Below are 21,389 nucleotides of genomic sequence, written 5' to 3' on the forward strand. Positions count from 1 at the left end.
CAGATCCAACCAACCCTTCCAAGGACTCCATGCCATCCCCCGTGTTTTCTGCTGCCCACACCGCTGCCCCGGAAGAGCTCGCCCTGCCGCAGCACACTCCGCTGGTCGCCGCCATCCGTGACGGCCTGGTGGAGAGTGTCCACTACGGCTCCGCGGTTGCCCTTGCGGCCGACGGGTCAGTGGCGGCATCCGCAGGCGATCCGCTGGCAGCGTTCTACCCGCGGTCCGCGCTCAAGCCCTTCCAGGCCGTGGCCATGGTCCGTGCCGGCCTTGAACTTCCAGCAGATCTCCTGGCACTGGCCGCCGCAAGCCATTCCGGGGCGGCAGCGCACCGCGACGGCGCACTGCGCATCCTCGAACTGCATGGCCTCGCCCCCACCGACCTGGACAACAGCACAGACCTCCCCTACGGCACCGCCGAGCGCGAGGACTGGCTGCGCAACGGCGGCAGCACCACCCAAATCACCCAGAACTGCTCCGGGAAACACGCCGCCATGGCAGCCACGTGCGTGATCAACGGCTGGCCGGTACAGGGCTACCTGGACCCCTCCCACCCGCTGCAGCAGCTGGTGGCCCGGACCGTCAACGACCTGACCGGCGAGGAACCGGCCGCCGTGAGCACGGACGGCTGCGGCACCCCACTTTTCGCCCTCACGCTGCGCGGCATGGCCCGCGCCTTCGGCCGGATCGCCCGGGCTGCCGCGGACGACGACGGCAGCCCGGAAGCCGCCGTCGGGCAGGCCATGCAGCAGCACCCGCAGATGGTGGCCGGCGAGGGCCGTGACGTCACCGACCTGATGCGCCTGCTGCCCGGCGCCGTAGCCAAGGACGGCTTTGAGGGCGTCCAGCTGGTGGGCCTGGGTGACGGAAGTGCCGTGGCCGTCAAGATTTCCGACGGCGGCGACCGCGCCCGGATGCCCGCCACCGTCCGCCTCCTGGATGCGCTGGGCGTGGACACCGGGCCGCTTGCCGGCATCGCCACCGCCCCGGTGCTGGGTGGCGGCCACGAGGTGGGCCGGCTGCTGGCTACCGACTTTCTGAATAACCTGTCCACGCCCGACAACGAAGCCCTGTGAGGACCCCCTTGACTACCATCGAAACCGCCGTGCCCGCACAGGTCCGGTCAGAGCACGACCTGCTGGGTGACCGGGACGTCCCGGCGCACGCGTACTGGGGCGTGCACACGCTCCGGGCCGTGGAGAACTTCCCCATCACCGGCCAGAAGCTGTCCTCCAACATGCACCTGGTCCGTGGACTGGCCGCCGTGAAACTTGCTGCCGCGCGCACCAACCGCGAGCTCGGACTGCTGGACGCCGAGCGCGCCGGGGCAATCGAGCAGGCGTGCCTGGACGTCATGGCGGGCATGCTCGCCGACCAGTTCGTGGTGGACGTCGTCCAGGGCGGTGCCGGGACGTCATCGAACATGAACGCCAACGAGGTCATCGCCAACCGGGCGCTGGAAATCCTGGGACACCCCAAGGGCGACTATGCACGGCTGCACCCGAACGACCACGTCAACCTCAGCCAGTCCACCAACGACGTGTACCCCACGGCCGTGAAGCTGGGCACCATCTTCGCCGCCCGGGAACTGCTGGCCGCACTCGAAGAACTCGAGGACGCCTGCGCTGCCAAGGCCGTGGAATTCCGCACCGTGGTGAAGATGGGCCGCACCCAGCTCCAGGACGCCGTGCCCATGACCCTGGGCCAGGAGTTCGGCAGCTACGCCGTCACCATCGGCGAGGACCGGCTGCGCCTGGCGGAGGCCGAGCTGCTGATCCACGAGATCAACCTCGGCGCCACCGCCATCGGCACCGGCCTGAACGCCCCGGCCGGCTACGCCGACACAGCCTGCCGGCACCTGGCGGAGATCACCGGGCTGCCGCTGGTGACCGCCGTCGACCTCATCGAAGCCACCCAGGACGTCGGCGCCTTCGTGCACCTGTCCGGCGTACTCAAGCGCGTGGCGGTCAAACTGTCCAAGATCTGCAACGACCTCCGCCTGCTCTCCTCCGGACCGCGCGCGGGCTTCGGCGAAATCAACCTGCCGGCCGTCCAGTCCGGGTCCTCCATCATGCCCGGCAAGATCAACCCGGTCATCCCGGAAGTGGTCTCCCAGGTGGCCTACGAGGTGATCGGCAACGACGTCACCATCACCATGGCCGCCGAAGCCGGGCAGCTGCAGCTCAACGCCTTCGAACCGATCATTGTCCACAGCCTCCACAAGAGCATCTCCCACCTCGAGGCAGCCTGCCGCACCCTTACGGCCCGCTGCATCCGTGGAATCACCGCCAACACCGACCACCTGCGCCGCACCGTGGAGCAATCCATCGGGCTGGTCACCGCATTGAACCCCCACCTCGGCTACGCCACCGCCACTGCCATCGCGCAGGAAGCACTTGCCACCGGCAAGGGCGTGGCCGAGCTCGTCCTGGAACACGGGCTCCTCACCGATGCCCAGCTCCAGGAACTCCTGAGCCCCGAACGCCTGGCCAACCTCAGCAAGTAGTCCCAAGTAGTCCCCACATCCCCAAAGGACACTCCCATGACAAATACCCCCCTTCCCGACCACCTGATTGATGGTGGTCACGCGCATGCGTCCGAGACCTCCCTGCACGCGGAGGACAAGGGCTACCACAAGAACCTCAAGCCCCGGCAGATCCAGATGATCGCGATCGGCGGCGCGATCGGCACCGGCCTGTTCCTCGGCGCCGGCGGCCGGCTCAACGCCGCGGGCCCGTCCCTGGTCATCGCCTACGCCGTGTGCGGGTTCTTCGCGTTCCTGATCCTCCGCGCCCTGGGCGAACTGGTCCTGCACCGGCCCTCCTCAGGCTCCTTCGTCTCCTACGCCCGCGAATTCTTCGGCGAAAAAGCCGCGTTCGTCTCCGGCTGGTTCTACTGGATCAACTGGGCCACCACCACCATCGTGGACATCACCGCCGCCGCCCTCTACATGCACTTCTTCGGCAACTACATCCCCTGGATGGCCGACGTCCCGCAGTGGGCCTGGGCACTGACCGCCCTCATCGTCGTCCTGGCCCTGAACCTGGTCTCCGTGAAAGTCTTCGGCGAAATGGAATTCTGGTTCGCCCTGATCAAGGTCGCAGCCCTCGTCGCGTTCCTCATCATCGGCACCTACTTCGTCATCTTCGGCACCCCCGTCGACGGCCAACAAGTCGGCCTCAACCTCCTGTCCGATAACGGCGGGATCTTCCCCAACGGCCTGCTGCCCATGATCATCCTCATGCAGGGCGTCCTGTTCGCCTACGCCTCCATCGAACTCGTCGGCACCGCCGCCGGCGAAACCGAAAACCCCGAAAAAATCATGCCCAAGGCCATCAACTCCGTGGTCTTCCGCATCGCCGTGTTCTACGTCGGCTCCGTCATCCTCCTGGCCCTGCTGCTGCCCTTCACCTCCTACCAAAAAGGCGTCAGCCCCTTCGTAACCTTCTTCGGCTCCATCGGCGTCCAGGGCGTGGACGTCATCATGAACCTCGTGGTCCTCACCGCCGCCCTGTCCTCCCTGAACGCCGGGCTCTACTCCACCGGCCGGATCCTGCGCTCCATGTCCGTCAACGGCTCCGCACCGAAGTTCGCTTCCCGGATGAACAAAGCAGGCGTCCCCTACGGCGGCATCGCCATCACCGCCACCGTCTCCCTCCTCGGCGTCCCCCTGAACTACCTCGTCCCCGCCGAAGCCTTCGAAATCGTCCTCAACATCGCCTCCGTCGGCATCATCATGACCTGGGCCACCATCGTCCTGTGCCAAATCCAACTCAAACGCTGGGCCGACAAAGGCTGGGTCGAACGCCCCTCCTTCCGTATGTTCGGCGCCCCCTACACCGGCTACCTCTCCCTCCTCTTCCTCATCGGCGTCCTCATCATGGTCTTCATCGACTCACCCCTGACCATGCTCGTCACCGCCATCGCCTCCATCCTCATGGTCATCGGCTGGTACGCCTGCCGCCAACGCATCCGCGAAATCGCCGAAACCCGCGACGGCTACACCGGGTTGTCCCCGGTAGTGGCCAACGCACCGGCTGACACCTTCAAGAAGTAACTGCCTTAACGTCCGACGGCGGCACCTGCGTTCTGGAATTCCGGAACCCAGGTGCCGCCGTCGGGCGTTTAACGCACTGGTTTTTCTACTTTGAGGGCTTAACCACCATGGCCGATCCGCCGCCGCGCCTCACAGGCTCGGCTGCCGCCAACGTCCGCCCGTCCTCGAGGAACTCGATGGCGGTGGCGGCCCCGATCTCCGAGGCCGACGTGAACGAGTCACCCGATGGGGCCAGGATGTGGCCGAAGCGGGACGTCAGGGCCTGGCCGTACTTGTCGATGAACGCCGGCTCTGCGGTCACCTTCTCCGTGTTCCGCTGGGAAGCGCGGGGCGCCGCAATGGCATCGGGGGTGCTCATGCCCAGGTCGATGCGGTTGACGATGGTCTGCAGGACGGTGGTAATGATGGTGGAACCGCCCGGGGAGCCCAGCGCCAGGAACGGCTTGCCGTCCTCCAGCAGGATGGTGGGCGACATGGACGAACGCGGCCGCTTGCCTGGCTCGATCCGGTTGGGGTCCGTGGCGCTGTAGACCGTGGAGAAATCGGTGAGCTCGTTGTTGAGCAGGAACCCGCGGCCGGGGACAACCATGCCGGAGCCGCCGGTCTGTTCAATGGTCAGCGTGTACTCCACCACGTTGCCCCACTTGTCCGAGACCGTCATGTTGGTGGTGGAGATGTTCTCCGTGTCCTTTTCATCGGCGAGCGCCGCCGGTTCCGCCGGGCAGGTTCCGTCGTAGGAGGTGACGTCACCGGCCTTTACCGGCTTGGCGGCTGCGTGGTTGGGGTCCAGTTCGCAGGCGCGTTCCTTGCCGAAGATGGGATCGGTCAGCGCTTGGGTGGGCACGTCCACGAAGGCAGGATCACCCACGTACTTCCCCCGGTCCGCGAAGGCCAGGGCGCTGGCCTCGAGGTAGTGGTGCAGCACGGCCGGCTGGTCGGCCTTCAGGCCCGGCAGGTCGAACACGTCCAGGATGTTCAGCGACTCCCCCACCGTGGTGCCGCCGCTGCTGGAGGGAGCCATACCGTAGACGTCATAGCCGCGGTAGTTCACGTGCGTGGGGTCCTGGTCCAGGGCTTCATAGTTGGCCAGGTCCTCCGTGGTCATGGAACCCACGGGAACGGGGAGCTTGGTGTCCGGGGACTTGGGCGGGTTCTGGACTGTCTTGGCGATCTCCTCAGCCAGCGGCCCGGTGTAGAACGCGCTCATGCCCTTGCGTGCCAGCAGGCGGTAGGTGTCAGCGAGGTCGTGGTTCTGGAAGACTGAGCCCACCTCCGGCAGCTTGCCGCCTTGAAGGTACAAGTCCTTGGTGGAGGTGAAGGCATCGAAGCGCGCCTGGTTGTCCGCGGTTTGGCTGCGGAACGTCTCATCCACCACGAAGCCGCGGTCCGCCACCTTGATGGCGGGTTTCAGCGCGTCCCCCAGGCTGATGCTGCCCCAGCGTTCCAGTGCCCGCTCCCACGTGGCGGGTGTACCCGGGACACCTACCGAGACTCCGCTGGTGACGAGTTCCGGGGTAAACCGGTATGGCTTGCCGGTGGCGGGATCGATGAAGGCATCCTGCTTGATCCCTGCCGGCGCCGTTTCGCGCCCGTCAATGGTGCTGACCTTTCCGGACTTGGCATCGTAATAGACAAAATAGCCGCCACCGCCGATTCCGGCGCTGTACGGCTCGGTTACTCCAAGGGTGGCTGCCGCGGCAACGGCGGCGTCCACCGCGTTCCCGCCCTTGCGGAGGACTTCGATGGCTGCTGCTGATGCTTCCGGGTCCACCGTACTGACCGCGCCGCCGTAGCCGGTGGCCGTGGGGTCCTTGTCGGTCTGCCGGGGATCGGCCGAAGCGGGACTGATGGCCCCGGTGGTGACGCTCATCGCCAGCGCCGCAGTAACAGCTGCGAGCCGGCGTCCGAGATGTGGCATGGTGGCTCCTAAGGGATGTCGAGTGATGTGGGCCACGCTACTCTTCGGGTACGACACACTCAACGAATCCAGGAAGGCAGGGCCCCATGGCAGGCTCCAAACTCGCGGTGGTAGGCGCCGGGAGCGTCGGCACCTCGCTGGCGTACGCTGCATTGATCCGCGGCTCCGCCAGCAACATCGCATTGTTTGACGTCAACGCGCCCAAGGCGGAGGCGGAAGCCCTGGACCTTGCCCACGGCAGCCAGTTCGCCGCGGCGTCGGCAACCGTGTCCGGCGGCGGGGATATCGCCGTGACGGAAGGCGCAGACGTCGTAGTCGTCACGGCAGGTGCCAAGCAGAACCCCGGCCAGAGCCGGCTGGACCTGGCCGGTACCAATGTGCGGATCCTGGAACAGCTGATGCCGCCGCTGCTTGAGCGGGCACCGGACGCCGTCTACGTCCTGGTCACCAACCCCTGCGACGTCCTCACAGTGGCCGCACAGCGCATTTCGGGCCTGCCCCCGGAGCGGATCTTCTCCTCCGGCACGGTCCTGGACACGTCGCGGCTGCGCTGGCTGCTGGGACGCCGGGCGGGTGTTTCCGTCACCAGCGTCCACGCCAGCATGGTGGGTGAGCACGGTGACACGGAGTTCCCGTTGTGGTCCGGAGCAACCATTGGCCCGGTGCCGATCCGGGACTGGACAGTCGACGGCGAACGGATCTTCACGCCCGAATACCTCGCTACCACTGCCAGGGAAGTGGTGCAGGCCGCCTATAAGGTCATCGCGGGCAAGGGGGCCACGAACTATGCCATCGGTCTGTCCGGCGCCCGCATTGTGGAGGCGCTGCTCCGCGACGACAACGCAGTCCTTCCGGTCTCCACTGTGCTGTCCGGACTTCACGGGATCTCCGGGGTGGCGCTCTCCCTCCCCAGCGTGGTGGGGCGCGGCGGCGTGCACCGCGTCCTGGAAACGCCCATGGACGACGCCGAGCTGGCGGCCCTGCATCATTCTGCTGACACCCTGCGCCGGACCATGGACGCGCTGGGGCTCTGAGAGGGCGTCATGCAACGCCGCCGCAACCCGGCCGGTGACGGGTTCGAATAAGCTCACCAACAGAAGTGCACGCTGTGCAGGCTCAACGACGAACCAACAGGAGTAACCCATGACCAACTGGCGGATCAGGGATTTCCACTCGGCCGACCTGGACGGCATCCTGCACCTTTGGGAGACGCTCAAGGCACACAACGTGGAACCCGTCTATGCCCTGTCCGAGGTCCTCGCCTCCTGCGAAAAGGACCACGCCGTGGTGGCAGTACTGGGCGAGCAGGTGGTGGGCGCCGCCGTCGGACGTGCCGCGCACGACCAAGGCTGGATCGTCTTCCTTGCCACCCTTCCCGAGTACCGCGGCAGGGGCATCGGCACGTCACTGCTCGCCGCCGTCGAAAACCGCATGGCCCCGCACGGGCTGAACAAGCTTTCGGCGCTGATGCCGGAATCTGAAACCCGGGTGGAGGCGTTCCTGGGCCGCGGCTTCGCGCTCAAGAAGAACCTGCGCTACTTCGAGCGGACCATCCCGGTGCAGCGCCAGGAGCTCGGCGCCCTGGGCCAGCTGGGCGGCCGCGTCCTGGCGCGTGACCTGTGGGAAAACGTGGCCGGCATGCGCAAGGAAAAGGAACTGCTCGAACGCCGCCTGGTGCTGCCGCTCGCCGAGGCGGACCTCGCCGACGAATTCGGCGTGGTGCCGCCGCGCGCCGTCGTCCTTTTCGGCCCGCCCGGCACCGGCAAGACCACCTTTGCCAAGGCCATCGCCTCCCGTTTGGAGTGGCCCTTCGTGGAAGTGTTCCCGTCCCGCCTGGCGGGTGATCCGCAGGGCCTGGCGGGCGCCCTGCGGGAGACCTTCCTGGAGATCGCGGAGCTGGAGCACGCCGTGGTGTTCATCGACGAGGTGGAGGAGATCGCGTCGCAGCGTGCCGGGGACCCGCCGTCGCCGCTGCAGGGCGTAACCAACGAGCTGTTGAAGATCATCCCGGCGTTCCGCGAACAGCCCGGCCGCCTTTTGGTCTGTGCCACCAACTTCATCCGCGCCCTGGACTCCGCCTTCCTGCGCCACGGCAGGTTCGATTACGTGATTCCCATCGGACTGCCGGACCGGCAGGCGCGGGTGGCAATGTGGCAGCGCTTCATCCCCGCCGCGGTGGTGGACGCCGTGGACGTGGAGCTCCTGGTCGAACGTACCGAGGGCTTCTCCCCGGCGGACATCGAGTACGCCGCCCGCAGCGCCTCCCAGCGTGCGCTGGAAAAGGCAGTGTACGACGACGGCGGGCTGGCCTCAGGAGGCGACGTTTCCGTCCGCGAGGCGGTCCGCAAGGGGCCCTCCACACAGGACTACCTGGACGCCATCGGCGATACCCGGACTACCGTGAGCGCCGAGGTGCAGGCGGACTTCCTCGAGGACATCGAGGCGCTCGGACGGGTTTAGCCGGCAGCCCTTCGACGGGACGTATGCGGGGGACTTTTGCCCCTTTGCGCGGCTCCTGCGGGACGCCAGAGTAGTTTCCATGGCAAAGATCCTGATCCCGTACGGAACCTCGGAGGGCCAAACGGCCCGTATCGCCGACTACATCTCTGATGTGCTGCAGGCCCACGGGCACCAGGCCGACACGTTGGACCTCAAACACGCAGACCACGACCTGCCGGACGGCTATGACGCCGTCATTGTGGGCGCTTCCATCCATGCCGGGAAGCACGAAGGCTACGTGGCTGACTTTGTCCGCAGGAACCGGTCCAGCCTGGAGAACATGCCGGCCGCCCTGTTCTCCGTCAGCCTCTCAGCGCACGGGGAGCCGGAAGAGGCGGAAAAGTACGTTGCAGAGTTCGAGGACAGCACCGGCTGGCAGCCTGACAAGGTGGCCATGTTCGGCGGCGCCCTCCTCTACACCCAGTACGGATTCCTGAAGCGCATGATGATGAAGAAAATCGTCGGCGGCCAAGGCAGCCAGGACACCGATACCGGCCGCGACTACATCTACACGGAATGGGACGGGGTGCGCCGGTTCGCGGAGGAGTTCCTGGTCTATACGGAGCGGAATCCCGGGCCCGCGTCGTAGCGGAGGTTCTCGTAGTCGGTGTCGTCGGCCTCGTCCAGCTGGGCGTCGAATTCCTCCAGCAGCCAGGGGTTGGCCCGGGCCAGGATCTTCCGGACTTCTTCCACTTCCACGGCGGCGTACAGCACCGGCCTGGCATCACGGTACTTGGTGACGGGAGGCTTGTCCGGCCACTTTGCCGCGAGAGCCTGGACCCGCTCCGGCAGCGAGTTGTGCGCATTGTCAGCGATCTTGACCAGCGCGGCGTCATGGTCCTGGGCGATCTCGAGGATGCCGGCCTGGTAGTCGTCCGGGTTGCTGTGCAGGCGGTTGGTAACGCGCTCGATGATGTCCACCGAGCGCTCCGGGACCCCCATGTCCAGTAAAGCCTGCCGGGTCATGGGGGTGTCCTCCGCGACGTCGTGGAGGTATCCGGCGATCCGGATCTCATCGTCGAAGTCCGCCAGGGCATCACCCACGGCAAGGACGTGCTCCCGGTACGGGCGCTTCAGCTTGTCCTTTTGCCGGTTGTGGGCCACTTCGGCCAGGACCTTGGCTGTCTCCACCGAAAACCTGGGTGCGGGGCTCTGATCCGGAATGTGCTCGTCTGACATGCACTAAGCCTAGGGCGTGGACGCAGCCTTGAACGTCCACACCCAGGGATCCCTGGGGAGGCGGGTGGGATCAAAAGCAGCCAAGGCCTGCTCCAGCGTCCCGCCAGGCAGCCCAACGGACGCAAGCAGCCGGCCCCGAACCTCCTCCAGCGGCATTCCGGCCCCGGCGAGGTCCGCAAGCGTGACGGCACCATCGCGCTTGGCCAGCCGCGCGCCGTCGCGGTTTACCACCAGGGGGACATGCGCATATTCCGGAACAGGAATATTCAAGAGGGATGCCAGGTAGGCCTGCCGGGGAGTGGAGGGGAGCAAGTCGTCACCCCGGACCACCTGGTCTATGCCTTGGTCGGCATCGTCAACCACCACCGCGAGGTTGTAGGCGGTGACGCCGTCGTTCCGCCGCAGCACAAAGTCGTCCACCACGCCAGTGAATCCACCGTGGAGGACGTCCTGCACGGTGAATTCCGCAACACCGGCGCGCAGCCGGAGAGCCGACGGCCGGATGGAGCGCTTGAACTCCAGCTCGGCGCGGCCCAGGTTGCGGCACGTTCCGGGATAGGCGCCCTGCGGGGCATGAGGAGCCGACGCCGCCTCCTGGATTTCCCGGCGCGTACAGAAGCATTCATAGGTCAGGCCGGCCTGTTCGAGCCGGCTGATCGCCCCGGCGTAGAGGGCCCCGCGGTCCGTTTGCCGCACCACGCCGCCGTCCCAGGTGACCCCGATGGCGGCCAGGTCCCGCAGCTGCTCCGCCTCAGCCCCGGCGCGGGCCCGGTCAAGGTCCTCCACCCGCAGCAGGAACTTCCGGCCCGTGGAGCGGGCGAAGAGCCAGGCGAGGATGGCAGTGCGCAGGTTCCCCACATGCAGCTCGCCGGAAGGACTGGGGGCGAAGCGGCCGGCGGAGGTCATGGATCCACCTTAGGCGGAACAACACAAGAGCCCCTCAGCTACCGAAGACTGCGTCAGATCCGACGTCGGTAGCTCAGGGGCTCTTGCCGTGTGTATGCGAATGACAATGGTGTGAACAAGCGTCATCAGCGGCAGCGTCCTTGCGGGAAGCCTGGTCCAGGGACCGGGTGGTGTGCCGGGGCTCCTGTAGCCTGCGGGACGAGGCGGTGGCCTGCTTCCCGTGTTGCCATCATTTCAGCAGAAGACCTACATTAGGTGCAACGAGCGTGCACTCAACTGGTCAGACTGATCAACTGAGGAATCAAAGGCTCGCAGGAAGTGGTCAAATTGCAGGAACTCGATTCAACGGACCGGCGGATCCTCGCCGCACTGGACGCCGATCCCCGCGTCCCCATCATGGTGCTGGCGCAGAAGCTGGGCCTGGCGCGCGGAACTGTACAGTCGCGCCTGGAGCGGATGGCGGCGTCGGGCGCCCTCCGGCCCAACAGCAGCCGGGTACTGCCTTCGGCCCTGGGCCGCGGGGTGGCCGCAGCCGTGAGCGCGGAGCTCGATCAGAGCCACCTGAACGAGGCCATCGCCGCACTGCGCAAAATCCCCGAAGTCCTGGAGTGCCACGCACCGGCGGGGGACACCGACCTCCTCATCCGCGTGGTGGCCAAAAGCCCTGACGACCTCTACCGCGTCTCCGAAGAAATACGCCTCTGCCCCGGCATCGTCCGCACGTCCACCAGCATGTTCCTGCGCGAGGTCATCCCGTACCGCACCACCGGGTTGTTGGACGGCTGAAGGGGCCTGGCGGGGGAGTTCTGCCCATCACGGCAATGCGTTGGAGCGGTTAGGCTGGCTGGTGACTTCAACCAGGGGGAATTGTGGCGGGGGAATTTTTGCGGCGCGAACGTCGCCGCGGTGGGTACTTTGTGGGGCACCGGCGGATTGCCGCCCTCCTGGGCAGCGCACTCCTCTTGGCTGGCTGTGGAGTCATACCGTCCCAGGGAAAGATGCCGGTGGTGGCCGACGGAAACTCGCAGTTCACCGCGGACGGCATTGAGGCCGTCAAAACCAGCGGGAAGGCCTTCTTCGATTTCACCAACCTGCCGATGAACATGTCCGCCCTCGGATTTGAGGCCGGATCCGACGGGGCCCTGGTGGCTGCTGAGTCCAACAAACTGATTGACGTCAGCATGACCACACCCCAGGGTGTTGTTGAAATGCGGACGGACACCATCCGCATCCGTCCCGGGGCCGACAATAAGGTCGACCACATAGACATTTTCATCAACTACCCCGACGCCCAGGACGCCAACCAGGAAATCAGGCGGGCTGCGGATGAACTGGGATTCGTCATTCTCCAGGACGCCGAACCCATCGGCGCCGACTTCAAGGACGGCTCGGGCAAGGAGCAGTGGAATCCCGGGATGGGCAACAAGACGGGAACGGTCTTTTCCGCCGAGATCCTGGCAAACCATGACACCGGCCGCATGACGTTCATCTACTCAGTCCACCTCGCCGGGGAGTACTACACCCCTGTGGCCAAGGCGAACATCGCTTCCACAGGAAAGCCCTAAGGCGGCTCCTACACGGGCGGGCCGGCGTTCGACTTCAGGTTCTTCATGACCAGCGTTGACGTCAGCCGCTCCACACCGGGCAGGGACGTCAGCTCCGTGTCGTAGAAGCGCTGGTAGGCCGGCAGGTCCTCGGCAATGACCTTCAACAGGTAGTCCGGCGAACCAAAAAGCCGCTGCGCCTCGACAATGTTCGGGTTGTCCGCCACCCGGTTTTCGAAGATCTCCATGGTGGGCCGGTCCACCTGGCGGAGCGTGACGAACACGATTGCCTCGAACCCCAAGCCCACGGCGGCCGGATCAATGTCCGCCTTGTACCCGCGAATTACCCCGGACTGCTCCAGGTCCCGCAGCCGGCGGTGACACGGCGCCACCGTCAGGCCCACCTTTGCGGCGAGGGCGGTGGCAGTCATCCGGCCGTCCTCCTGGAGGTGGCGCAAAATATTTCTGTCGATTCGATCAAGCACGCAATAAACATACTGGATCGGCCGTGGGGCGGGCGAAAACAGGACAGCACTTTTGGCAGGATTCTCCCTATGGTTGCTCCTGAGAGCCTTTTGACAGGAGAACCCCATGAATCCGCAGCTGTTCCTGGCCTTTTTAGTGGTGGCCGCGGCCCTGGCCTGCACGCCGGGAGTGGACTGGGCCTACACCATCGCGGCCGGCCTCCGGCAGCGGAGTTTTGTCCCCGCGGTCGCCGGGCTCTGCGGCGGCTATGTCCTGCACACCGCCCTGCTGGTGGCAGGCCTGGCCGCCGTACTGGCCGGAATGCCCGGCGTCCTGGGCTGGATCACCCTGGCCGGTGCCGGCTACCTGCTGTGGCTCGGAGTGGGAACGCTCCGGTCCTGGCGCGCCGCCAGCTTCAGCGCGGATGCCGCGGTCGGCCCCGGCACCCAACTGCGCACCTTCCTGCAGGGCATGGGCACCAGCGGCATCAACCCCAAGGGCCTGCTTTTCTACGTGGCCCTCATTCCACAGTTCGTCAGCACCGACGCCTCGCTGCCGGTGCCGGTTCAGTCGGGGCTCCTGGGGATGACGTTCGTGGCGCTGGCGGGGCTGGTCTACACGGTGGTGGCCTTACTCTCGCGCACGCTGCTGCAGAGCAGGCCCGGTGCCGCGCGGGCAGTGACCCTGGCCAGCGGCATCATTATGGTGGCGCTGGGAGCTGTGCTGCTCGGCGAGCAACTGGTGCCGTTCCTGGCCAGCCGCTCCTAGTTCCCAGCGGGGTTCCTAGTCCCCGTTGAGTTGTTTCCAGTCCTGCTCCCAGATTCGCCGCATCTCCTCGTCCTTGCGGATGGGCGCAGGTGCCTCGAGTTCCCGCTGCGGTTCCGCGTCGCCACGCCGGCGTCCCCAGTCGCGCGGGTTGAGGGACCGGCGGCTCGATTCCAGCACCAGCAGCGCCCGGTCCGTCAAGGCGTCATTGCGGAGCGCGAGGTGCGTCTTGCGGCGGCGCAGGACTTCGGCGATCGCCTGGTGCGCCGCGTCCAGCCGGCCTTCCCTCCGCAGGGCCCGGGCGCGGACCAGCAGCAGGGCAGCGGAGAGATCGTCCGCGTTCAGCAGTCCCTCCGTCCAGTCGATGACGGTGCGGCTTCGGCCCAAGGTAAGCGCAAGTGAGCAGCGTGCCAAGGCCATGGGGAGCGACGGCGGCAGCCCGGCCAGTGCGTCCAGCGCGGCCTCCGTCCGGCCGGTCTCGCGCAACGAGTGGGCAAGGGCAAGGAACACCGATTCCTCGCTGAAGAGCACGGGGATTTCCACCCGCTCGGCCAGCTCGATCCGGGTGACGATCCTGGTGAGGTAAGTGGATGAGTACCTGTTGGCTTCCTCGTCGTTGCGGGTGGTGAGGCCCCGCTGGAGGAGCTCGGAAGCGCGCAGGTAGCCGCCGTGCTTGTACACCAGCAGCCCGGCAATCAGGTAGCAGAGCCCGGCCCATCCGGGGTAGGCGCGGGCCAGGGTGATCAGGCGCTCCGGTTCGCGGCTGGTGAAGACGGCTTCGTGGACCGCCCTGGCCGGTTTGGGGAGCAGGCGCTTGAGCCGCGGCACCTCGCCGTCGATGGACAGCAGTGCGGGGTTGCGGCCGCCCAGGACGCCGGTCAGCAGGCCGCCCACTCCCCCCGCAAGATCGTGGACAGGGGTGCGCAGCTGGGCCTGCCCGAAGGGGGTGAGGTCGCGGCTGTCCCAGTAAATCGGTGCGGTGTCCCCGGCGCTCATCCTTACATGCTAACCGTGAGTCCGTGGCCACAGGCCCTGCGCATGCGTACCCGCAATCATGCCTGGGCCTTGTCCCCGCCCTCATTTTCGGGAAGGGTAGCAAGCATCCTTAGTACGCAAATTACGGCAAGGAGAAACCCGTGCAAATCGACAAGAACCAGATCCTTGAGCTCCTGCGGTCACAGGGAGACCAGGGAAAAGCCGCGCAGGCAGAATCGGAACTGCCGGACCAGGTGGACACGGAACAGCATGCGGGCCTGCTCTCCAGACTCGGCATCGATCCTGCCGAACTGCTCTCCAGGCTTCCCGGCGGACTCGGCGACAAACTTCCCGGGGGCCTGGGCGACAAGCTCGGCGGGTTGGGGCTCTAAGGCGCGGTTCTACCCGCGGACCGGCACGGGTGCAATGGCTTCACCCGTTGACGGCGGCTATCCACACACCGATCACCCAGGTGCTGGCGGCAAGGCAGGCGAGCCCGAATTCGGCAAGCATTCCCAAGCCCGTGGCCTTCAGGGCCGCCCAGCTGGACCTCGCGGCGAGCGGGAAGTTCCGCGTCCGGAAAAATTCACTCGCCAGCAGTCCACCGGCGAAGCCAACAAAGAGGCCCACCACCGGGATGATGAACATGCCCACCACGCCCGCCACCAGGGCAACCAGAATGCTGCGGCTGGGGATGGCGTGCTGCTTGAGTTTCCTGCCCGTGAGGACGGCGCCTGCCGTCATCCCCGCGGCGACGAAGATCATGGCCACCGCGAAGACCACCCATCCCGCCGTCCCGGCGCCGCCCCAGATGGCCCATGCCAGCAGGCTGATGCCGATAAGGACGCTGCCGGGCAGGACGGGGATGATGGTGCCGGCCACCCCCACCAGGATCGCCAGGCCGCACAGGATGGTCACCACGGTCTCGGAGCTCATGGTCCCCAGTCTAGGGGCCGGTCCTTAACGCCCGACGGCGGTGCCTCCTTCAGCTGGAGGAGGCACCGCCGTCGTGGTTTCCCGGCAAGGAGTGCTACTCCGCCTCCACCGCCGCGGCCACGGCAGCGGTGACCGCGGGAGCCACCCGCGGGTCCAGCGGGCTGGGGACGATGTAGTCGGCCGAAAGGTCCTCCGCCGCAAGCTCGGCGATGGCGCGCGCCGCTGCAAGCTTCATGGCCGGGGTGATGCGGCGGGCACCGGCATCGAGTGCACCGCGGAAGATGCCCGGGAACGCCAGGACGTTGTTGATCTGGTTGGGGAAGTCGCTGCGGCCCGTGGCCACCACGGCGGCGTACTTCACGGCAACCTCGGGCAGGACTTCGGGGTCCGGGTTGGACAGTGCGAACACGATGGCGTCCTTGTTCATCGACGCCAGGTGTGCCTCATCCAGCTTGGAAGAGGACACACCGATGAAGACGTCCGCGCCGGCCAGGGCTTCAGCCGGACCGCCGGTGACGCCGCGGGGGTTGCTGCGGCCGGCAATGTCTGCCTTCTTGCCCGCGGGGCTGGCGGCGAGGTCGGGCCGGTCGCTGTTGATGACGCCCCGGGAATCGAGCAGCACGACGTCGGTGATGCCGGCTGCGAGCAGTATTTCGGCGACGGCGATCCCTGCCGCGCCTGCGCCGGACACCACTACCTTCAGCTCTTCCAGGCCGCGCCCGGTTACCTTGGCGGCGTTGGTCAGGGCTGCAAGCGCAACCACGGCGGTGCCGTGCTGGTCGTCATGCATGACGGGGCAGTCCAGTGCTTCGATCAGCTTTTCCTCAAGCTCGAAGCAGCGCGGGGCTGAGATGTCCTCAAGGTTCACGGCGCCGAAGCTGGGGCGCAGGCGGACCAGGGTTTCCACGATCTCGTCCACGTCGGTGGTGTTGAGGACCAGCGGGATGGAGTCAAGGTCGCCGAAGGTCTTGAAGAGGGCGGACTTGCCTTCCATGACGGGCAGCGAGGCGCTGGCACCGATGTTGCCCAGGCCCAGGACGGCTGTGCCATCGCTGACAACAACCACCAGGCGCTCGGCCCAGGTCAGCGTGCGGGCGAGTTCGGGCCTGGCGTGGATGGCGCGGCTGACCTCGGCCACACCCGGGGTGTAGGCGATGGACAGGTCCCGCTTGTTGGACAGGGGAACCGTGCTGGTGACGGACAGCTTGCCGCCCTGGTGGGCGCCGAAGATTTCGTCTTCGGTCAGGGCCGTGGCTGCTGAGTTGTCGGTGGCGGTGAATGCGTCAATGGACACGTCGTTGTCTCCTGGTGCTTGCCGTGGGCGCACGGCACATGGGGCTGGAGCCCGGCCGGGCCCAAGCAGGGAAAGTAGTGCGACAGGAAACCCAGGGGTGGCGGGTCCGTGGGAACGCCGGGGATGTTTCCGCCCTGCCGCTCCGGTGTCTCCATGGTAGGCAGCCTGAAGTGTGCCTTTTGACGCCTCTTGACAGCTTCAGCGCTTGCCAAAACGTTTAAGCAAAGACTTTTGTGGTGCGCATCACGTGATTATGGCGGATTTAATCCTTCATTGGTCTAGACCAATTACGCGGATCGCCCAACTGTTAACCCGGATTCCGCTGCCGGGGACAACCGTCCGCACGCCTTTTTCAGGTCTTCCTCGGCTTCGAAGAGGGAAAGCCGGCGGTTCCGCACGGACTGGACCAGACCAGTGACCGTCAGGAGGAGGACCCTTGCTCCCACGGCATCGCCGCAGGCGTCGGCCACGAGCTTCTCGCTGAGCGCGTCAATCTCCCGCAGGAGCTCCGTGGTGTCCTTTTCCGGGAGGTACACGCCCCGGCTGAGGCACTGCTCCACGGCCGGCTGCATGACGCGCATGTGGAAGATCTCCATGAGCAGGCTGGAGAGCGCACGGCCCCGGAAGCGCGGGGAGGAGCCGCGGGAGCCGGCCTGCAGCTCATCCAGCTGCTGCCGGTACAGCGCCAGCATCAGGTGGGTGGGGGACGGAAAGTACCGGTAGAGCGTGCCCAGCGGCACGTCTGCTTTTTCTGCGACCTGGGAGAGTTCCACTGCATCAAGTCCCGTTCGGGCAAACCCTGCCGCGGTGTCCAGGATCCGTGCGTAGCGGAGGCGCTGGCGTGGAGCGGAAGGCCTGGCGGCCATGGGCGGATGGTCTGAAAAAGTCTCGGGCATCAGCATTCCGGGGTTGTGTCGAAGGGACTGCGGCCAGGAGCGCCCCCACTTCCGTACCGCCCTGCAGCCCGGTTCAACTATACGGCACAGGTCCGTGCCCTAATTAGTCAGCGGCCTTATCTTCAGGTGCCCCGGAGCTCAGTCGACGCCCTTGATTTTCACCACGAAGACGGCACCCAGCAGTCCTATGCCGGCTGCAGTCAGGAACAGCGTCCGGTAGCCGCCCCAGTAATTCACGGCCAGCAGCGCCAGGGCCGGAGCAACCACCTGCGGCAGCGAGTTGGCCACGTTGATGACCCCCATGTCCTTGCCCCGGCTGACGGCGAACGGCAGGACCTGGGTCAGGAGCGCAAAGTCCACGGCCAGGTAGGCGCCGAACCCGACGCCCAGGACAGCGGCACCGGCGAGCGCGCCGGGCCACACGGGGAAGAACGCCATGATGGCGCCGGCCATGGCGATGGTGGCGGAGGACCCGATGACGAACGGCTTCCGCCTGCCCACCCGGTCGCTCCAGGGGCCGGCAAGCACCGCAGTGACCATCACCATCACCGCGTAGATGCCGGTCAGGACCAGCACGCCCGCAGCGGGATCCTCGTGGTGGATGATGTCCCGCAGGAAGAAGAGCAGGTAGACGATGGTCAGCTGGTTGCCCACGTTGACCAGGAATCGGGTGAGCCAGGCCCAGGCGAAGTCCGGGTAGCGCCGTGGGCTGATGTAGAAGCCGCGGACAAAAGTGCGCGGCCGGAACGCCACAAGTTCTTTCCGGGGCAGGGCGGGGTCGTTCGGATGGAACAGGTACGGCAGCACGGACAGCAGCAGCGCGGCCGCACAAAGCCAATAGCCCACCATGAAGCTTCCGGAGACCACTGCCCCGAAAACGGCCCCCGTGAGGATGCCAAGGGTCTGGCCCATCGCAGCCAGCCCGCCCACTCCCCCGCGTTGGATGACGGGCACCCGGTCCGGGACGGCGGCGGTGATGGCAGCATAGGCGGCGTTTGCGCCAAGCTGCACCAGGCACCAGAAAAGCACCATCAGCGCCACCGCAACGGAGAAGGACATGGCCAGCAGCCCCGCGGTGGCCAGGACAGCCCCGGCCAGAACCCACGGCGCCCGCCGCCCGAAGCGTGACGTGGTCCGGTCGGACAAGGCGCCAAAGAGAGGGTTGGCCACCAGGGAGACGGCCGCCCCGCAGGCCGTGACCAGGGAAAGGATGGCTTCCTTGGCTGGTGCGTCGATGCTGATGGCCTGCTGGCCGATGAAGACGTTGATGGGGCCGAAAAACGCTGCGTTGATGCCCACGTTCACCAGCACCAGGCCGGTCACCCAGCGGGCGGTGACCTTTTCCACCGGCTCGGCGAGCGCCGCCGTCGTGGTTGTGCCTGCGGAAGTGCCGTCCGGCGCGGGCGTGTTGGACAGACTCATGGCGTGCTCCCCCTAGTGCGGCCGGTTGGCGGTGTGATCAGACTATCGTGGGCGGTAACGCGCCGCCCTGCGGCAGGCGCCGGAGGTGCACAATCCACCACAATGCGAGGAGAGCCACGTGACCACAACAGCAGGAAACGGATCCGCTCCGGCCGTGAACACCGCCGATCTCTATGACGAGCGCGGTGACGAACTGGCATCGGTGTCCCTGCAGTTCCAGTCCCTGGGCGGACGCTCCCACTTCAGCGGCCCGGTCCGGACCATCCGCTGCTTCCAGGACAACGCCCTGGTGAAGTCCACGCTCGGCTCGCCCGGGAACGGTGCGGTCCTGGTGGTGGACGGCGGCGGATCGCTGGGCACTGCCCTGATGGGGGACATGATCGCCGAAAGCGCCGTGGCCAATGGCTGGGCCGGCGTCGTCATCAATGGCGCCATCCGCGACCGGCTGGCAATCGAGGAACTGGACCTCGGCGTCAAAGCCCTCGGCAGCAACCCCAGGAAGAGCCAAAAGGCCGGGGCGGGCGAGGTCGACGTGGACGTGGTGATCGACGGCGTGACCTTCCGCCCCGGAGCCACCGTCTGGTGCGACCCGGATGGCATCCTCGTGGAGCCGTAGCAGGAAAATACGCGGGGCGGGGAATAGAAAGAACCAGTAAGATAGTTACTGAAAGCAACTATCGCTGCTTATATCCTTTTCTTCCCCTTGGAGCACCCATGTCCAAAGCCACTGCCGCGCCAGGCGTCGGAGAAGCCCTGACGCAACGCCAGATCGTCACCGTCATGGTGGGCCTGATGCTGGGCATGTTCCTGGCATCCCTTGACCAGACCATCGTCTCCACGTCCATCTACACCATCGCCAACGACCTCGACGGGCTCTCCCTGCAGGCGTGGGCCACCACGGCATACCTGATCACGTCCACCGTCAGCACCCCGCTGTACGGCAAGCTGAGCGACATCTTCGGCCGCCGCCCGCTGTACCTGACGGCCATCATCGTCTTCCTGGTGGGCTCGCTCTACGCCGGCTCGGTCCACTCGATGACCGAACTCGCTGTTGCCCGTGGCATCCAGGGCCTGGGCGCCGGCGGCCTGCTGGCCCTCGCGCTGACCATCATCGGCGACATCGTCTCGCTCAAGGACCGCGCCAAGTTCCAGGGCTACTTCATGTCAGTGTTCGGCATCTCCTCGGTCCTGGGCCCGGTGGTGGGCGGTGCGTTCGCCGGTTCCGCGAACATCCTGGGCTTTGACGGCTGGCGCTGGGTCTTCTTCATCAACATCCCCATTGGCCTCGCCGCCCTTACGGTGGTGTTCCTGTTCCTGCACCTGCCCGCCAAGCACCTGAAGCAAAAGATCGACTACTGGGGCGCCGCCGCCATTACCGTGGCCATCGTTCCGCTCCTCCTGGTGGCCGAACAGGGCCGCACCTGGGGCTGGACGTCCCTGAACTCCTTCCTCTGCTACGGCCTGGGCGTGGTGGGCATCGCCTGGTTCCTGCTGGCGGAAAAGCGTGCCGGCGACTACGCGCTGATCCCCCTGCGGCTCTTCCACAACGTCACGTTCGGGCTGTCCTCGCTGCTGAACTTCATCATCGGCATCGGGATGTTCGGCGCCATCGCCATGCTCCCGATGTACCTCCAGCTGGTGAAGGGACTCACCCCCACCGAGGCAGGCCTGATGATGATTACCTTCACCGTGGGCATCCTGTTCGGTTCCATTACGGCCGGCCGCACCATTTCCGCCTCCGGCACGTTCCGCATCTTCCCCATCATGGGCACCGGCATCCTGACGGCGGCCGCCCTGGTGATGGGCTTCTCGCTGGGAGTGGACACCGAACTGTGGGTGCCGGGCCTGATCGCGGTGTTCTTCGGCGTCGGCCTGGGCTTCTGCATGCAGCCGCTCACCCTGGCCATGCAGACCTCGGTACCGCCGCGGGACATGGGCGTGGGAACCTCCTCGGCAGCGTTCTTCCGCTCCATGGGCGGCGCCGTGGGCACCGCCGTCTTCATCTCCATGCTCTTCAGCCTCGCTGCCGGCCGGATTGCGGACGGCATGAAGTCCGCCGCCACGGATCCTGCCTACCTGGCAGTCCTGAAGGACCCGGCCGTCGCGTCGGACCCGGCCAATGCCAAGCTGTATGACTTCTTCAAGAACGGCGCATCGAACGACTCCCTGAACGACACCAGCTGGCTGCACACCGCCAACAGCACGCTCACCAGGCCCATTACCGAAGGCTTCGCCACCTCCATCGACACCGTGATGCTGACCGCGGCAGCCCTCACAGGGCTGGCGTTCCTCATCAGCTTCGCCCTTCCCCGGAAGAAGCTGACCGACCAGAAGGCATCCCCGCAGGACAAGGACAGCATGCAGATTCCGGCGCACTAATACGGAGGCGCAAGGAACAAACGACGACGGCGGCACGGCCCGCCGTCGTCGTTTGGCGTTGAGGGGCAAGAGGGCCCAAGTGGAACCTCGGGCGGTGACGTGCCACACTGTTTAGCGCGTGTGCGCCGGCCCTTTTGGCCGGTACCGCAGCCGA

At 66.4% G+C, this 21,389-nt stretch carries 21 protein-coding genes; 12 read left to right on the plus strand and 9 right to left on the minus strand.

Features of this window, described 5'->3' with window-relative positions; all coding sequences use genetic code 11:
* The first annotated feature begins 29 nt into the window (after positions 1-29).
* The 3 genes from ACTAQI_RS15690 to ACTAQI_RS15700 are packed head-to-tail and all read left to right on the plus strand — an operon-like array spanning position 30 to position 4,057.
* Positions 30-1,076: an asparaginase gene (locus ACTAQI_RS15690; protein ID WP_457947056.1), complete on the plus strand. Its 1,047-nt coding sequence runs from the start codon at positions 30-32 to the stop codon at positions 1,074-1,076.
* A gap of 8 nt (positions 1,077-1,084) precedes the next feature.
* Positions 1,085-2,506, plus strand: a complete 1,422-nt coding sequence (locus ACTAQI_RS15695) for an aspartate ammonia-lyase (RefSeq protein WP_457947058.1) — start codon at positions 1,085-1,087, stop codon at positions 2,504-2,506.
* Between the two features lie 36 nt (positions 2,507-2,542).
* Positions 2,543-4,057 (plus strand): amino acid permease, encoded by a 1,515-nt coding sequence (locus tag ACTAQI_RS15700; RefSeq protein ID WP_457947059.1) that lies wholly within the window; start codon positions 2,543-2,545, stop codon positions 4,055-4,057.
* Between the two features lie 85 nt (positions 4,058-4,142).
* On the opposite strand, the gene ggt is transcribed toward ACTAQI_RS15700, so the two are convergent.
* A complete protein-coding gene (ggt, locus tag ACTAQI_RS15705) occupies positions 4,143-5,975 on the minus strand; it encodes a gamma-glutamyltransferase (RefSeq protein WP_457947061.1) in 1,833 nt (610 codons plus the stop codon).
* A gap of 86 nt (positions 5,976-6,061) precedes the next feature.
* On the opposite strand from ggt, the gene ACTAQI_RS15710 reads away from it, so the two are divergent.
* The 3 genes from ACTAQI_RS15710 (at position 6,062) to ACTAQI_RS15720 (ending at position 9,063) form a co-directional block, all read left to right on the plus strand.
* Positions 6,062-7,009: an L-lactate dehydrogenase gene (locus ACTAQI_RS15710; protein WP_457947062.1), complete on the plus strand. Its 948-nt coding sequence runs from the start codon at positions 6,062-6,064 to the stop codon at positions 7,007-7,009.
* A 109-nt stretch (positions 7,010-7,118) separates the two neighbouring features.
* Positions 7,119-8,435: an ATP-binding protein gene (locus ACTAQI_RS15715; protein ID WP_457947063.1), complete on the plus strand. Its 1,317-nt coding sequence runs from the start codon at positions 7,119-7,121 to the stop codon at positions 8,433-8,435.
* A 79-nt stretch (positions 8,436-8,514) separates the two neighbouring features.
* A complete protein-coding gene (locus ACTAQI_RS15720) occupies positions 8,515-9,063 on the plus strand; it encodes a flavodoxin domain-containing protein (protein WP_457947064.1) in 549 nt (182 codons plus the stop codon).
* Here ACTAQI_RS15720 and ACTAQI_RS15725 read toward each other — a convergent pair.
* Together ACTAQI_RS15725 and gluQRS are read right to left on the minus strand one after the other, a co-directional pair.
* A complete protein-coding gene (locus ACTAQI_RS15725) occupies positions 9,030-9,653 on the minus strand; it encodes an HD domain-containing protein (RefSeq protein ID WP_457947065.1) in 624 nt (207 codons plus the stop codon). The two genes, ACTAQI_RS15720 and ACTAQI_RS15725, sit on opposite strands and share 34 nt — an antisense overlap.
* Before the next feature lie 9 nt (positions 9,654-9,662).
* Positions 9,663-10,559, minus strand: a complete 897-nt coding sequence (gene gluQRS, locus ACTAQI_RS15730) for a tRNA glutamyl-Q(34) synthetase GluQRS (RefSeq protein WP_457947067.1) — start codon at positions 10,557-10,559, stop codon at positions 9,663-9,665.
* Positions 10,560-10,886: 327 nt separating this feature from the next.
* Between gluQRS and ACTAQI_RS15735 the strand changes: the two genes are divergently transcribed.
* Positions 10,887-11,345 (plus strand): Lrp/AsnC family transcriptional regulator, encoded by a 459-nt coding sequence (locus tag ACTAQI_RS15735; RefSeq protein WP_457951081.1) that lies wholly within the window; start codon positions 10,887-10,889, stop codon positions 11,343-11,345.
* Positions 11,346-11,566: 221 nt separating this feature from the next.
* The gene (locus ACTAQI_RS15740) at positions 11,567-12,124 is read left to right on the plus strand and encodes a hypothetical protein (RefSeq protein WP_457947068.1); all 558 of its coding nucleotides are present in this window, start codon (positions 11,567-11,569) and stop codon (positions 12,122-12,124) included.
* An 8-nt stretch (positions 12,125-12,132) separates the two neighbouring features.
* On the opposite strand, the gene ACTAQI_RS15745 is transcribed toward ACTAQI_RS15740, so the two are convergent.
* Positions 12,133-12,588, minus strand: a complete 456-nt coding sequence (locus ACTAQI_RS15745) for an Lrp/AsnC family transcriptional regulator (protein ID WP_457947070.1) — start codon at positions 12,586-12,588, stop codon at positions 12,133-12,135.
* 106 nt (positions 12,589-12,694) lie between these two features.
* Here ACTAQI_RS15745 and ACTAQI_RS15750 point away from each other — a divergent pair, with 106 nt between their 5' ends.
* Complete coding sequence (locus ACTAQI_RS15750) at positions 12,695-13,336, plus strand: LysE family translocator (RefSeq protein WP_457947071.1); 642 nt, start codon at positions 12,695-12,697, stop codon at positions 13,334-13,336.
* Positions 13,337-13,351: 15 nt separating this feature from the next.
* Here the strand turns inward: ACTAQI_RS15750 and ACTAQI_RS15755 are convergent, their stop codons facing one another.
* The gene (locus tag ACTAQI_RS15755; RefSeq protein ID WP_457947073.1) at positions 13,352-14,329 is read right to left on the minus strand and encodes a hypothetical protein; all 978 of its coding nucleotides are present in this window, start codon (positions 14,327-14,329) and stop codon (positions 13,352-13,354) included.
* 140 nt (positions 14,330-14,469) lie between these two features.
* Here ACTAQI_RS15755 and ACTAQI_RS15760 point away from each other — a divergent pair, with 140 nt between their 5' ends.
* A complete protein-coding gene (locus ACTAQI_RS15760; protein ID WP_457947074.1) occupies positions 14,470-14,700 on the plus strand; it encodes a hypothetical protein in 231 nt (76 codons plus the stop codon).
* A gap of 40 nt (positions 14,701-14,740) precedes the next feature.
* Here the strand turns inward: ACTAQI_RS15760 and ACTAQI_RS15765 are convergent, their stop codons facing one another.
* From ACTAQI_RS15765 to ACTAQI_RS15780, 4 genes are all read right to left on the minus strand, one after another.
* Positions 14,741-15,244, minus strand: coding sequence for a DUF456 domain-containing protein (locus ACTAQI_RS15765; protein WP_457947075.1), 504 nt, complete (start codon positions 15,242-15,244; stop codon positions 14,741-14,743).
* Between the two features lie 94 nt (positions 15,245-15,338).
* Positions 15,339-16,538: an NAD(P)-dependent malic enzyme gene (locus ACTAQI_RS15770; protein WP_457947076.1), complete on the minus strand. Its 1,200-nt coding sequence runs from the start codon at positions 16,536-16,538 to the stop codon at positions 15,339-15,341.
* Between the two features lie 287 nt (positions 16,539-16,825).
* Entirely contained in the window at positions 16,826-17,434 is a 609-nt protein-coding gene (locus ACTAQI_RS15775; protein ID WP_457947078.1) for a TetR/AcrR family transcriptional regulator, read from the minus strand.
* Between the two features lie 138 nt (positions 17,435-17,572).
* A complete protein-coding gene (locus tag ACTAQI_RS15780) occupies positions 17,573-18,856 on the minus strand; it encodes an MFS transporter (RefSeq protein ID WP_457947080.1) in 1,284 nt (427 codons plus the stop codon).
* A gap of 118 nt (positions 18,857-18,974) precedes the next feature.
* Here ACTAQI_RS15780 and rraA point away from each other — a divergent pair, with 118 nt between their 5' ends.
* Positions 18,975-19,472 carry a ribonuclease E activity regulator RraA gene (rraA, locus tag ACTAQI_RS15785; protein ID WP_457947082.1) on the plus strand — a complete coding sequence of 166 codons (498 nt, stop codon included), beginning with the start codon at positions 18,975-18,977 and terminating at the stop codon, positions 19,470-19,472.
* 98 nt (positions 19,473-19,570) lie between these two features.
* Positions 19,571-21,235: an MDR family MFS transporter gene (locus tag ACTAQI_RS15790; protein WP_457947084.1), complete on the plus strand. Its 1,665-nt coding sequence runs from the start codon at positions 19,571-19,573 to the stop codon at positions 21,233-21,235.
* Positions 21,236-21,389: the final 154 nt, after the last annotated feature.

The organism is Pseudarthrobacter sp. alpha12b (assembly GCF_054130495.1).

Excerpts from the sequence above, each read along its gene's own strand:
- ACTAQI_RS15765 (WP_457947075.1), bottom strand. The coding sequence starts at position 15,244 with ATGAGCTCCGAGACCGTGGTGACCATCCTGTGCGGCCTGGCGATCCTG.
- gluQRS (WP_457947067.1), bottom strand. The coding sequence starts at position 10,559 with ATGACCTCCGCCGGCCGCTTCGCCCCCAGTCCTTCCGGCGAGCTGCAT.
- ACTAQI_RS15750 (WP_457947071.1), top strand. The coding sequence starts at position 12,695 with ATGAATCCGCAGCTGTTCCTGGCCTTTTTAGTGGTGGCCGCGGCCCTG.
- ACTAQI_RS15725 (WP_457947065.1), bottom strand. The coding sequence starts at position 9,653 with ATGTCAGACGAGCACATTCCGGATCAGAGCCCCGCACCCAGGTTTTCG.
- ACTAQI_RS15775 (WP_457947078.1), bottom strand. The coding sequence starts at position 17,434 with ATGCCCGAGACTTTTTCAGACCATCCGCCCATGGCCGCCAGGCCTTCC.
- ggt (WP_457947061.1), bottom strand. The coding sequence starts at position 5,975 with ATGCCACATCTCGGACGCCGGCTCGCAGCTGTTACTGCGGCGCTGGCG.
- ACTAQI_RS15715 (WP_457947063.1), top strand. The coding sequence starts at position 7,119 with ATGACCAACTGGCGGATCAGGGATTTCCACTCGGCCGACCTGGACGGC.
- ACTAQI_RS15790 (WP_457947084.1), top strand. The coding sequence starts at position 19,571 with ATGTCCAAAGCCACTGCCGCGCCAGGCGTCGGAGAAGCCCTGACGCAA.
- ACTAQI_RS15780 (WP_457947080.1), bottom strand. The coding sequence starts at position 18,856 with ATGAGTCTGTCCAACACGCCCGCGCCGGACGGCACTTCCGCAGGCACA.
- ACTAQI_RS15690 (WP_457947056.1), top strand. The coding sequence starts at position 30 with ATGCCATCCCCCGTGTTTTCTGCTGCCCACACCGCTGCCCCGGAAGAG.
- ACTAQI_RS15755 (WP_457947073.1), bottom strand. The coding sequence starts at position 14,329 with ATGAGCGCCGGGGACACCGCACCGATTTACTGGGACAGCCGCGACCTC.
- ACTAQI_RS15720 (WP_457947064.1), top strand. The coding sequence starts at position 8,515 with ATGGCAAAGATCCTGATCCCGTACGGAACCTCGGAGGGCCAAACGGCC.
- ACTAQI_RS15710 (WP_457947062.1), top strand. The coding sequence starts at position 6,062 with ATGGCAGGCTCCAAACTCGCGGTGGTAGGCGCCGGGAGCGTCGGCACC.
- ACTAQI_RS15700 (WP_457947059.1), top strand. The coding sequence starts at position 2,543 with ATGACAAATACCCCCCTTCCCGACCACCTGATTGATGGTGGTCACGCG.